Origin of the sequence: Streptomyces sp. NPDC004658 (assembly GCF_040609555.1) — a bacterium.
Classification (GTDB): domain Bacteria; phylum Actinomycetota; class Actinomycetes; order Streptomycetales; family Streptomycetaceae; genus Streptomyces.
Genome location: NZ_JBEXKG010000210.1, coordinates 1 through 10,515, shown reverse-complemented (window position 1 = coordinate 10,515; position 10,515 = coordinate 1). Strand labels below are relative to the sequence as shown.

At 72.1% G+C, this 10,515-nt stretch carries 12 protein-coding genes and 5 pseudogenes; 6 read left to right on the top strand and 11 right to left on the bottom strand.

What is annotated here, in order from left to right; all coding sequences use genetic code 11:
• The 5 genes and pseudogenes from ABZV94_RS37185 to ABZV94_RS37165 all read right to left on the bottom strand — a co-directional run.
• Positions 1 to 591: enolase C-terminal domain-like protein (locus tag ABZV94_RS37185; RefSeq protein WP_356348683.1), on the bottom strand; the 591-nt coding region annotated here is incomplete at its 3' end.
• A gap of 264 nt (positions 592 to 855) precedes the next feature.
• A pseudogene (locus ABZV94_RS37180) lies at positions 856 to 1,044 on the bottom strand (D-galactonate dehydratase); the annotation flags it as partial.
• Entirely contained in the window at positions 1,041 to 1,778 is a 738-nt protein-coding gene (locus tag ABZV94_RS37175; protein WP_356348681.1) for a FadR/GntR family transcriptional regulator, read from the bottom strand. The pseudogene ABZV94_RS37180 and the gene ABZV94_RS37175, both read right to left, overlap by 4 nt.
• Before the next feature lie 88 nt (positions 1,779 to 1,866).
• Positions 1,867 to 2,136: pseudogene (locus ABZV94_RS37170) on the bottom strand (SDR family oxidoreductase); the annotation flags it as partial.
• Positions 2,130 to 2,432, bottom strand: a pseudogene (locus ABZV94_RS37165) (glycoside hydrolase family 36 N-terminal domain-containing protein); the annotation flags it as partial. The pseudogenes ABZV94_RS37165 and ABZV94_RS37170, both read right to left, overlap by 7 nt.
• Positions 2,433 to 2,594: 162 nt before the next feature.
• On the opposite strand from ABZV94_RS37165, the gene ABZV94_RS37160 reads away from it, so the two are divergent.
• Both ABZV94_RS37160 and ABZV94_RS37155 read left to right on the top strand, forming a co-directional pair.
• Complete coding sequence (locus ABZV94_RS37160) at positions 2,595 to 3,047, top strand: hypothetical protein (RefSeq protein ID WP_356348678.1); 453 nt, start codon at positions 2,595 to 2,597, stop codon at positions 3,045 to 3,047.
• Between the two features lie 70 nt (positions 3,048 to 3,117).
• A complete protein-coding gene (locus ABZV94_RS37155; protein ID WP_356348676.1) occupies positions 3,118 to 3,951 on the top strand; it encodes a transposase family protein in 834 nt (277 codons plus the stop codon).
• A gap of 120 nt (positions 3,952 to 4,071) precedes the next feature.
• Here the strand turns inward: ABZV94_RS37155 and ABZV94_RS37150 are convergent, their stop codons facing one another.
• Entirely contained in the window at positions 4,072 to 4,953 is an 882-nt protein-coding gene (locus tag ABZV94_RS37150) for an SDR family oxidoreductase (protein WP_356348674.1), read from the bottom strand.
• Between the two features lie 88 nt (positions 4,954 to 5,041).
• Here ABZV94_RS37150 and ABZV94_RS37145 point away from each other — a divergent pair, with 88 nt between their 5' ends.
• Both ABZV94_RS37145 and ABZV94_RS37140 read left to right on the top strand, forming a co-directional pair.
• A complete protein-coding gene (locus ABZV94_RS37145; protein ID WP_356348672.1) occupies positions 5,042 to 5,620 on the top strand; it encodes a helix-turn-helix domain-containing protein in 579 nt (192 codons plus the stop codon).
• Positions 5,621 to 5,854: 234 nt separating this feature from the next.
• Positions 5,855 to 6,055: a hypothetical protein gene (locus ABZV94_RS37140; RefSeq protein ID WP_356348669.1), complete on the top strand. Its 201-nt coding sequence runs from the start codon at positions 5,855 to 5,857 to the stop codon at positions 6,053 to 6,055.
• Here ABZV94_RS37140 and ABZV94_RS37135 read toward each other — a convergent pair.
• A pseudogene (locus ABZV94_RS37135) lies at positions 6,048 to 6,386 on the bottom strand (carbohydrate ABC transporter permease); the annotation flags it as partial. The gene ABZV94_RS37140 and the pseudogene ABZV94_RS37135 sit on opposite strands and share 8 nt — an antisense overlap.
• Positions 6,387 to 6,450: 64 nt before the next feature.
• The gene (locus ABZV94_RS37130; protein ID WP_356348667.1) at positions 6,451 to 7,455 is read right to left on the bottom strand and encodes a LysR family transcriptional regulator; all 1,005 of its coding nucleotides are present in this window, start codon (positions 7,453 to 7,455) and stop codon (positions 6,451 to 6,453) included.
• Between the two features lie 199 nt (positions 7,456 to 7,654).
• Between ABZV94_RS37130 and snpA the strand changes: the two genes are divergently transcribed.
• Positions 7,655 to 8,341, top strand: coding sequence for a snapalysin (gene snpA, locus ABZV94_RS37125; protein WP_356348665.1), 687 nt, complete (start codon positions 7,655 to 7,657; stop codon positions 8,339 to 8,341).
• A 101-nt stretch (positions 8,342 to 8,442) separates the two neighbouring features.
• Here the strand turns inward: snpA and ABZV94_RS37120 are convergent.
• The 3 genes and pseudogenes from ABZV94_RS37120 to ABZV94_RS37110 all read right to left on the bottom strand — a co-directional run.
• Positions 8,443 to 8,559: pseudogene (locus ABZV94_RS37120) on the bottom strand (iron transporter); the annotation flags it as partial.
• A 129-nt stretch (positions 8,560 to 8,688) separates the two neighbouring features.
• Positions 8,689 to 9,912, bottom strand: a complete 1,224-nt coding sequence (locus tag ABZV94_RS37115) for a beta-ketoacyl-[acyl-carrier-protein] synthase family protein (protein WP_356348663.1) — start codon at positions 9,910 to 9,912, stop codon at positions 8,689 to 8,691.
• Complete coding sequence (locus tag ABZV94_RS37110; RefSeq protein ID WP_356348661.1) at positions 9,909 to 10,217, bottom strand: acyl carrier protein; 309 nt, start codon at positions 10,215 to 10,217, stop codon at positions 9,909 to 9,911. The genes ABZV94_RS37115 and ABZV94_RS37110 overlap by 4 nt, the downstream gene beginning before the upstream one ends.
• A 99-nt stretch (positions 10,218 to 10,316) precedes the next feature.
• On the opposite strand from ABZV94_RS37110, the gene ABZV94_RS37105 reads away from it, so the two are divergent.
• Positions 10,317 to 10,515: hypothetical protein (locus ABZV94_RS37105; RefSeq protein ID WP_356348660.1), on the top strand; the 199-nt coding region annotated here is incomplete at its 3' end.

The following is a 10,515-nucleotide window of genomic DNA, read 5'->3' as shown; positions in this document are numbered from 1 at the left end:
GAGCAGGGAACCGACGCCGACGGCCGTCGCGCCGGCGGCGAGGCAGGCGCGGGCGGCGGCCTCGTCGACTCCGCCGACCGGGACGAACGCGGCGTCGGGGAACGGGCCGCGCAGGACCTTCAGATAGGCCGCTCCCCCGGCCTGGGCGATCGGGAAGATCTTCAGCGCCGCCGTGCCCATGGTCCGGGCGGCGATCACATCGGTGGGGGTGAAGACCCCGGCGAGCACCGGCAGACCGAGGTCGTGTGCCGCGGCTACGGCGTCCCCCAGGCCGGGTGTGACCAGGAACGCCGCTCCCGCGCGGCGGGCGGCACGTGCGTCGTCGGCGGTCAGGACGGTGCCGGCGCCCAACGGGCGGCCGGGGCCGAGGAGTTCCCGGGCCCGCGCGAGGACGGTGAGGGCGTCGGTGCCGCTGAGCGACACCTCGATGAGGTCGAGGCCCTCCTCGGCGAGGCCGGTGAGGGCGCGGTGGGCGCTGGCGGCGGTGAAGCGGCCGTGGAAGTCGACGGCGACGTCCCGGTCGGGGCCGAGCGCCTCGCGGGCCGCCGCGACCCGGGCGACGACGGCTGCCGTCTCGGCCGGGGTGGTGATCGGCGAGGTGGCCCCGGCGGCGTTCTCTTCACCGCCGTGAAGCCGGCCTCCACCTGGGCCGCTATCTGGTCGGCCAGTTCGGCGGGTTCGTCGCCGCCGACCCAGGCGTAGACCCGGACGCGTTCACGCACGGGCCCGCCGAGGAGGGCGTGCACGGGGGCGCCGTAGGTCTTGCCGGCGATGTCCCACACGGCCTGGTCGAGGCCGGCGACCGCGCTGGAGAGCACGGGGCCGCCCCGGTAGAAGCTGCCCTAGGACCTGCCAGTGGTCCCGGATGCGCAGCGGGTCCTGTCCGAGAAGCTGTTCGGCGAGGACGCCGACGGCGGCGCGGACCACTTCGGCGCGTCCTTCCACGACGGGTTCGCCCCAGCCGACCACGCCGTCGTCGGTCTCGATCCGGCAGAACAGCCAGCGTGGCGGTACCAGGAACGTCTCTATGCGGGCGATCCTCACTTGCCGCCGGTGCCTTTCGTGTCGTCGGGGCCGTCGATCCGGTCCAGGTCGCGTCCGGCCTGCTCGAGGAGGGCGTGCATGGCGGCCTCGGCGGCCCGCGGGTCCCGGTCGCGTACGGCGTCCAGGACGGCGCGGTGGGCGGGGACCGGGTCCTCGCTGTGCGGGGAGCTGTGCACCAGGCGGTCGCGGTGGGCGAGGCCGGACTCGATCACCATCTTCATGCGTTCCAGCAGCTCGTTGTGGGTGGCGGCGAGCAGGGCGCGGTGGAAGGCGAGGTCGGCCTCGACGGCGTGGGCGGGGTCGGTGTCGTGCTCTCCCATGGCCGCGAGGGCGGCGTCCAGGGCCGCGAGGTCGTCGTCGGTGCGGCGTTCGGCAGCGAGGCGGACGGCGGCCGGCTCGATGATGGACCGCACCTCGGCGAGGTTGCGCAGCAGCGCCCGGTCGGCCCCGTCGGCGGCGCCGCCCTCGAACTGCCAGCGCAGGACGTCGGCGTCGAGGAGGTTCCAGTCGGCGCGGGCCCGGACGAAGGTGCCCCGTTTCTGGCGGGCGTCGACCATGCCCTTGGCGGCCAGGACCTTCAGGGACTCGCGCAGGGCGGTGAGGCTGACGTCCAGTTCGCTCTGCAACGCCACCAGGTCGAGCGTGGCTCCCTCGGGGATCTCGCCGCCCAGGATGCGGCGGGCCAGCGCCTCCACCGTCTGGCCGTGCACGCCGCGGCGGGCGTAGGGCGTCATGTCGTACAGCCTTTCTCTTCGGGTGCGCGCTGCCGGACGGGTTCGGATGCGCGCGTGTCGGACGAGTATGGACCGGTGCGGGCGCTCGTCACGCGGACGCCTTGGTGACGCTCCGGCCCCCGTCGACGACGAGGTGCGCACCGGTGATGAAGGAGGCCTCGTCGGCGCAGAGGAAGGCGATGGCCGCGGCGACCTCCTGCGGGGTGCCGAAGCGGCGGGCCGCGGTCGCGGCGACGCTCAGCTCGCGTTCCTCGGGCGGCACCCGGTCCCAGGCCGCGGTCAGCACCGGTCCCGGCAGAACGGCGTTGACGCGCACCTCGGGGCCGTACTCGACGGCGAGCCGGCCGCACAGGGCCATTCCAGGGCGATGCCGTAGGCGGGGGCGGGGGCGTCGCGAGGTGCCGTGGCGTCCTGGGCGGCGAGCCAGGGAGCGTACGCGTGACCGGGCACGCCCTGGGTGCTGCCCATGGTGAACGTGCCCCGGGCCAGGTCGAGCCGGGTGTACTGGAACTCCTGGGACCACTGGCCGGTCAGGTACGTCAGCCGGGCGGCGCCGGTGACCGGGATGTTCACGGCGGCGGAGTCCAGCCGCTCCAGCCGGAGTTCCTCCTCGCCCGTGCGGGTCAGTTCGGTCCAGCGGTGCAGGACGTCAGTGAGCCTCCGCCAACTTGAGGCCGCAGGTCAAAGGGCTGGTGTGACCGATTCTCGGGGCGCTCACGCTGGTCGTGGGCGACTGCCAGAGGAGTAGATCGTCCGTCAGGGGGCGACTTGCCGATTCCTGCTCTCTGGGCCGGGGTGCCTTCTACGATCCGGTGTATGGATCCCGAGTTGCTGGAACGGATCACCGCGCGGCGTGCGGAGCTGGACGAACTCGAAGAACGGCTGGCCAAGGAGTTGGCGGAGGTGCGGGCTGAGCGGGACGAACTCGCTGTCGCCGAACGGGTCCTTGAACGGGTGAGTGAACCGCTTGCCGACGAACGTGCCTCGGCCGCGCCGGTGCCTGGGCAGGTGGGTGGTCGCGCGGTGATGCTGATTCCGCACCACGCGCCGGACGTCGAGGAGACCGTGCTCCCGCCGGAGTACCAGCGCATTCTCGCCATCGTGCGGCAGGCGGCCGGACCGGTTATGGCCCGGCAGGTCGGCGAGACGCTGGGGGTGGACATCAGCGTGCGGTCCAAGCTGGAACCGCTGCGAGGGAAACTGGTCAGGCTGACCGACCGCGGCTGGCTACGGAAAACGCCCGACGGCCGGTTCACCACCCGCCTGTAACCAGGCACGCCACCACTTGGCGGTGCGGTGAGGGCGTAACCGGGGTGCCTCCAGCGGTCGTTGGGACTGTGTGACGAGAACCCATGAGCGCGCCGAGGACACCTGCCCGCTTGTCTACCAGTGCCGTCTGCCGCTGTCTACGAGCACCGTCAACCACCTCGCCGATCTGCTGCGACGCCACTTGAAGGCGATACGGTCCAGGTGGCGGGCCCTACCGCCCGGAAGGATCGCAGTGATCGTCCTGGCCGTACTGCGTCACGACCAGCGCCTGGCCGACCTGGCCGGCGGCAACAACGTGTCCGAGTCCACCGTCCGTCGCTGGCGCGACGAGGTGATCGAGCTGCTCGCCGCGCAGGCGCCCCGCCTGGACCGTGCCCTGAAGAAAATCGCCAAACGGGGCGGGGAGGTGGTCCTGATCGACGGCACCCTCATCCGCACCCAGCGCCGCACTGGGAGAGCCGACCGGCGGAACTACTCCGGCAAGCACCGCAGTCATGGCCTGCACTTCCTCGCCCTGACCGACGAGAGAGGCCGCCTGATCTGGATATCCGCAGCCCGGCCCGGCTCCACACACGACAACACCGCCGCCCGCCATGACCACATCCTGGCCCACCTGCGTGCCGCCGGCCTCGGGGCGTTGGCCGACCTCGGCTTCCGCGGCCTGGACAACGACATCCGCGACCCCGTGATCGTCACCGGCTTCGCCGCCACCCGCACCCACAAGCTCACCCCCGGCCAGAAGGCCGCCAACCGCGTCCTCACCATCGGACGCGCCCCCGTCGAACACGGCTTCGCCCACCTCAAGAACTGGCGGATCCTCACCAAACTCCGCACCGACCCCGCCCGCGCCACCCACCTCCTGCGCGCCCTGCTCGTCCTGACGAACCTCGAAGTCAACCGCTGAGAGATCTACACAGCAGACAGTCACCCACGACGAATTCGGGTCTCCCGGCACCGGGCATACCGTCCCTTTGCCAGTGCCCCATTGAGCCGACCCCGGACGGCCCCCTGGAACCGGTGTGCGTCAGGGCTGAACGTTCTCCAGGTCCTCAAGGAGGCTGGGGTGGGTCGGCTGCCACCCGAGGGCCTCGCGGGTGTGGGCGCTGGACGCCGGCTGGTCCATGGCGAAGATCGGGCCGAACGGGCCGAAGTTCTCCTGCGGAACTTCCTCAACCGGCAGGTCCAGTCGTCGGCCGATGACCGTCGCGATGTCCAGCACCGCGTCGCCCTCGTCGGCGACGGCGTGCCAGGCCGTCCCGGCCGGTGCGGACTCGAGGGCCAGACGGAACAGGACCGCTGCGTCGAGCGCGTGCACGGCCGGCCAGCGCTGGGTGCCGTCCCCCGGGTAGCCGGCCACCCCGGTGCGGCGCGCTTGATCGGTCAACAGGCCGGCGAATCCGCCCTTGCCCTCGTTGTGGACCGTGCGCGGCATGCGGACGGCCGTGCTGCGCACACCGCGCGAGGCGAGGTCCAGCAGCGCGTTGACCGAACGGCCCCGACCGCCCACCGGTCCGTCGGTCGGCAGCGGATCGGCCTCGACAGAGGCACGTCCCGGCACCCAGGGCGTGCCGGAGACCGTGACGATCGGGCGGTCGCTTCCGATCAGTTCCTGCCCCAGCACGGTGAGAGCGGCGCTCTCCTCGGCGATGGCCTGCGCGAGAGCGTCCGGACTGCCGTAGTCGCGCCCGAATGCCAGACTGATCACGCCGTCGCACTGCGCTGCGCCGGACCGCAGGAGGTCGAGGTCCGCCAGTTCCCCTCGCAGCGCCTTGGCACCGGCTGTCTCGAGAGCCTGCGCGGAGCCGTCCGAGCGAGCCAGTGCGAGAACGGTGTGGCCGTTGCCGAGTAGTTCGGCGACGACGGCGGAGCCGATGGTGCCGGTACCGCCCGTGACGAAGACATGCATGAGCTCTCCCTGAAAGTGATGGGACTCTTGTCCCATCACTGACCCTACACGGTGATGGGACAGGTGTCCCATCACCTATCCTGGTCTCATGGCTAGATGGCAACCGGGAGCGGCCCAGCGACTCGTCGTCGCGGCCGTCGACCTGTTCACCGAGCAGGGGTACGACGCCACCACGGTGACGCAGATCGCCGAGCGCGCCGGCGTCACCAAGAGCACCTTCTTCCGGCACTTCTCCGACAAGCGCGAGCTGCTGGTCGCCGGCCAGGAAACGCTCAGCAGGCTGCTCGCCGACGGCATCACCGAGGCCCCTGCGAGTGCCGGCCCGCTCCAGGCGGTAGCAGCCGGTCTCGAGCGCGCATCGAGCGCCATGGGACCAGCGAACCGCGAACTCGGCCCCCGCCTCAAAGCAGCCGTGGCAGCCAGCACCGAACTACAAGAGCGCGATGCCCTCAAGAGCGTCGGTCTCGCGGCAGCCATGACAGCCGCGCTCATCGCCCGCGGCGTCCCCGAAGTGACTGCGCAACTCGCGGGCGAGCTGGGCGTCCTCGCGTTCAAGCGAGGCTACGCCCAGTGGTCCGAAAGCGATCGTGATGACACAGAAGGGCTCGCGCCGCATGCACTGGCAGCCCTGGAAGAGCTGCGTGCGGCAACCGCATCGCTGGGTTGATCGACGCCGCTCGGCTGTCTTCGGCCGGAACCTGTCGGCGCCATGGGCACTTCGCCCGTCGACCGCCTCCGAGACTCCATGCTCTTCCTGACAGACCTCGAAGCCAATCGCTGACAGATGATCTACTGCGCAGACAGTCACCCACGGCCAGCGTGAGCACTCCGAGAGCCGGTCACGCCAGCCCTTTGACCTGTGATTTCAAGTTGGCGGAGGATCCGTGCCCGGAACGGTGGCGTGGCACAGGGTGGTGCGCAGGCCGAGGACGTGGGCGGCGAAGGTGAGCCGGAGCGTGCCGGGTTCCTCGTGGGCGTCCTCGAAGCCCCACCACACGCCGCGCTCGGAGCCGGGCCGGGCGGCGATGAGGTCCGCGCCGGTGAAGGGGCGCAGTCCGTGCGGGACGTGCGCAGCGTCCAGCGCTGGTGCGGGGTCACTTGACCGCTCCGAGGTTGAGGCCGGCCACGAAGTGGCGCTGGAAGCGCGGGAAGACGGCCACGGTGGGTGCGGCGGCGATGACGGATCCGGCGGCGATCACGTTCCACATGGACACGTACTGGCCCTGGAGGCCGATGAGCGCCGCGGTGATCGGCATGCGGCTGTCGCTGCGCAGGACGGTGATCGCCCACAGCAGGTCGTTGAAGATCCAGGTGAAGGACAGGGCGCTGAGCGCGGCGAGCGCGGGCCGGGTGAGCGGGAGGATGACGCGCCAGAAGATCTGCCAGGGGCCAGCGCCGTCGACGACGGCCGCCTGCTGGATCTCGACGGGGATGTTTAGTAGCAGCTGTTGGTCGCACAGCCCCCGCCGGTCCCGCCGGCGGTTTGGACGAGCCTGTTCACGTCAGCGCGTCGGCGGTCCTCGCGGCGGTGGCCCACCGGGCAGGCAGGGCACGGCCTTTCCGGGCACCGCCCGGTTCCGCACGCCTCAGCCACTCCCGGTAGGCCGGCGCCTCCCGGGCCACGGCCCAGTAGGCCTCCTCCAACTCCGGGTAGGCCTCGTCCAGTTCAGCCTCGCTGCGGGCCGCCAGCAGCAGGCGTACCCCTATCGGGTCGCCCTTCAGCGGGCGGATCGCGAGGTCGGGACGGGGAGGGGCGGTCGGCTGGCTGACCGTGACGACCTCGCCGGTGGCGGCCAGTGAGTACGCGGTGAGGTAGTCGCCGTGCAGCATCTCGGGGTTCAGGCCCGCGGCACGCAGGACCCGGCTCAGGCCGTCCCACTCGCCGTCGACGGTGGAGTCGACCATCCAGCGGTCGCCGGCCAGATCGGCGAGGCTCACCTCCGGCTGCGCGGCGGCCGGATGGTCCGCGGCGAGCGTGACGAACTGCGGTTCGCGCTCGACGAGCACCCGCAGGCACAAGCCGGGCGGGACGCGCAGCGGGCTGCCCTCGACCTCGTGCACGAACGCCATGTCGAGCCGGCCGGCGGCGACCATGGCCAGCAGGGCGTTGGCGGACACGTTCATCTGGAGCGTCGGTCCGGGCCCGGCCCCCCGTGCCCTGAGCAGGCGCAGCCAGCCCGGGATGGCCCGGCTCGCGGTGGCGCCGATGCGCAGCTGGAACCCGCCGGCGGCCCGGGCCGCCGCGGCCCTGGTCTCGGTGACGATCGCCGCCAACTCCGCGACCAGGGGCCGGGCCCGGCTCAGCACGGCCAGTCCCAGCGGGGTGGGACGGCAGCCGGTCCGGGTCCGTACGAAGAGCTGAGCACCGAGGGCGCGCTCGATGCGCCGCAGCTGGGTGCTCAACGAGGGCTGCGCCAGGCCGAGTTGCCGTGCCGCTTTGTGCAGACTGCCGGTGTCGGCGATGGCGCACAGGACGCGCAGGTGCCTCACCTCCAGCTCCATGGGGGGAGCGTAGGGCGGCGCACGGCACCGCACCAGATGTTCACGTCCCAACGAACCCAACGAACCCAACGAACGGGGACGAGTCGGCCCGCGATAGCCCCGGGCTATCCCCGATTGCCATCATCCGCCGACCCGTTGGCCTGCCCGAGACTCACTGGCAACCGATCGTTCCACCCCACAGGACGAGAAGGAGCCCCCCATGGCATCGTTCCGCAGCAGCACCGGGTCGCGGCACACCAGAACACTGCTGACCCTGGCGCTCGGACTCGGTCTGGCCTCCGCCGTGCTGGGTGCCGCGAGCCCCGCGAGCGCCCGGAGCAGCACCCAGGCACCGGCCCGCACCGCCGCCGGATACGTGGGCGCGGCCGACGGAGCCGGCAGCAAGGCGTTCTTCGACGCGGTGCTGAAGTCGGTCGCCGAACGGCGGGCCGGCCAGCCCTCGCTGAAGGTGGTGACCGTCTACTACAACGCCGCGCAGGCCCCGAGTTTCCGCTCCCAGATATCGAGTGCCGCCTCCATCTGGAACAGCTCCGTGTCGAACGTGAAGCTCCAGGCGACCTCAGGCAGCGGCGACTTCGCCTACTACGAGGGCAACGACCCCCGCGGTTCCTACGCCTCCACCAACGGCCACGGCCGCGGCTACATCTTCCTGGACTACGCGCAGAACCAGCAGTACGACTCCGTCCGCGTCACCGCCCACGAGACCGGCCACGTGCTGGGCCTGCCCGACCACTACAGCGGCCCGTGCAGCGAACTGATGTCGGGCGGCGGCCCCGGCCCGTCCTGCACCAACCGGTACCCGAACGCCACCGAGCGCTCCCGGGTCAACCAGCTGTGGGCCAACGGCCTCGCCAAGGCCCTGGCGAAGGTGAACCGCGCCGGCTGATCCCCACACAGCCCCGTCGGTTCACCCCGGTACGGACCGCGGATGCGCCCTGCCGCGGTCCGTACCGCCGTCGTGCAGGCCGGTGCACCACCGCCTGACGGTCACCCCTCCCCCGCGGCCTTCCGCGGGTAGGCGCGCAGCCGCGCGATCGCCGACGGGTCGCGGGGGCTCTCCACCAGGTCGGTGTGGTCGAGGGCGACGATCCGCCGGTGCCTGATACGACCCCCACCGGCAGTTCGGCCGGGGCGAGCAGCAGCCGGGACGGCACGTCCGCCCGCACCGGCGGCACCGTCCCGGCGAACGGGTCCAAACCGCCCGCCGCGGGCGGGTGTTGCGGCGGTCGGCGGTCAGACGGTCTGGAGGACGAGGGCCGCGTTCTGGCCGCCGAATCCGAACGAGGTGCTGAGGACGGCGTCCATCCTGCACCTGCGGGCGGCTTTGGTGACGATGTCGAGGTCGATGCCGGGTTCCGGCGTGTCGAGGTTGGCGGTCGGATGAACGGTCTGGTGGTGCAGCGTCAGGACGCACACGGCGGCCTCGACGGCACCCGCGGCCCCGAGGGAGTGCCCGAGGACGCTCTTGGTCGCCGTGACGGGCGGCGGCCGGCGGAAGACCCGGTGCAGCACGGCGGATTCCATCCGGTCGTTCAACGGCGTGGAGGTGGCGTGCGCGTTGACGTGGTGGATGTCGCCGGGTGCCAGGCCGGCGTCCGCCAGTGCCTGCCGCACGGCGCGTTCGGCGCCCTCGCCCTCGGGATGCGGACTGGTGGGGTGGTGGGCGTCGCTGGTGGCGCCGAAACCGGACAGGACCGCTTTTCCCGGGACCCCGCGGGCACGGGCGTGGTCCCCGCGCTCCAGCACCAGGACGCCGGCGCCCTCCGCCAGGACGAAGCCGTCCCGTTCCGTGTCGAAGGGGCGCGAGGCGCCGACCGGGTCACGGCGGCGGGTGGACAGCGCGCCCAGCCGCCAGAAGCCCATGCTCGACAGCGGCCCGCAGGCGCTCTCCGCCCCGCCGACCACGGCGATGTCGCACATGCCGCCGTTCAGGAGCTGCCGGCCGATGCCGATGGCGGTCGCGCCGGAGGCGCAGGCGGTGCTGACGCCGAGGCCGGGTCCCTTGGCGCCGAGGTCGGCGGCGATCTCGCCGGCCGCCATGTTGGGCAGGGCCCGCGGGACCGTGGTCGGTGAGATCTTCCGGTGGGTGCCCGAGACCAGGCACCGGGCGACGTGCAGGTCGGTGTCCCGGCCGCTGCCGCCCACGCCGATGACCACGCCGACCCGTTCGCCGTCCCACTCCCCCGGCACCAGACCGGCGTCGCGGATCGCTTCCCGGGCGGCGATGACGGCCAGGTGGATGAAGCGGTCGGTGCGCCAGCGCAGCCCGCGTCCCAGTGCGCCGGCGAGTTCCCCGTCCGGGACCCGGCAGCTGAAGTCGACCGGCAGGCCGGCCAGTTCGGGGTCGGTGGACGCCGTGGGCTCCCCCGCGCACAGCCGTCGCCAGGTCGCGTCGGCGCCGACACCGCCGGGGGTGGCCAGACCGATGCCCGTGACGACGGTCTGCGCTCCGCTCATGCGTCGGCGTCCGCCGGGGCGGCGGCCAGGGTGTGCAGGACGGCGCGCGTGGACTCGTCGGTGAACCGGGCCACGTAGTCGGCCACCGCGGCGATGGTGACGCCGGGACCCGTCGGCATCGACTCGTCGGTGAGCGGGACCTCGATGCCGGTCTCCTCCTCGATCACGACGAGCAGTTCCGCCAGGGCGATCGAGTCGAGACCGAGGTGTTGCAGATTGCTGTCGGCGCTCAACTGCGCCGGGTCCATTTCGAAATGGCGGACGATGAGCCGGATCAGCGTGTCCACGATCAGGTGGTCGGCCAAGAATTCCCCCTGGGCTGGAAAAGGTGTTCGGTCGGCGGAATTCCAGCAAAGCGCACGCGCGGCGGGCCCGCCGGTGAGCGGCGCGCGTGTCGGAGAACAATGACCAGAGTGGTCTACGGAGAAACAGGAGTGGTCTACGGAGAAACGCTCGACGCGGTGCTCGCTTCCGGGCGGGGCGGCGCGAGAGCGGTGGACCGGCGCGGCAATCCCCGCCATGCGGCCACCGCGCCGGTGACGGCGACCACGGCCGCCACCCACGCGCTGCGGGTGAGCCCGGCGACGAAGGCGTCCGTCGCCG

What these genes read in the sequence shown, in the direction of transcription:
- ABZV94_RS37175 (WP_356348681.1), bottom strand. Translation starts at nt 1,778, where the DNA reads ATGACGCCCTACGCCCGCCGCGGCGTGCACGGCCAGACGGTGGAGGCG.
- ABZV94_RS37160 (WP_356348678.1), top strand. Translation starts at nt 2,595, where the DNA reads ATGGATCCCGAGTTGCTGGAACGGATCACCGCGCGGCGTGCGGAGCTG.
- ABZV94_RS37150 (WP_356348674.1), bottom strand. Translation starts at nt 4,953, where the DNA reads ATGCATGTCTTCGTCACGGGCGGTACCGGCACCATCGGCTCCGCCGTC.
- ABZV94_RS37145 (WP_356348672.1), top strand. Translation starts at nt 5,042, where the DNA reads ATGGCTAGATGGCAACCGGGAGCGGCCCAGCGACTCGTCGTCGCGGCC.
- ABZV94_RS37130 (WP_356348667.1), bottom strand. Translation starts at nt 7,455, where the DNA reads ATGGAGCTGGAGGTGAGGCACCTGCGCGTCCTGTGCGCCATCGCCGAC.
- snpA (WP_356348665.1), top strand. Translation starts at nt 7,655, where the DNA reads ATGGCATCGTTCCGCAGCAGCACCGGGTCGCGGCACACCAGAACACTG.
- ABZV94_RS37115 (WP_356348663.1), bottom strand. Translation starts at nt 9,912, where the DNA reads ATGAGCGGAGCGCAGACCGTCGTCACGGGCATCGGTCTGGCCACCCCC.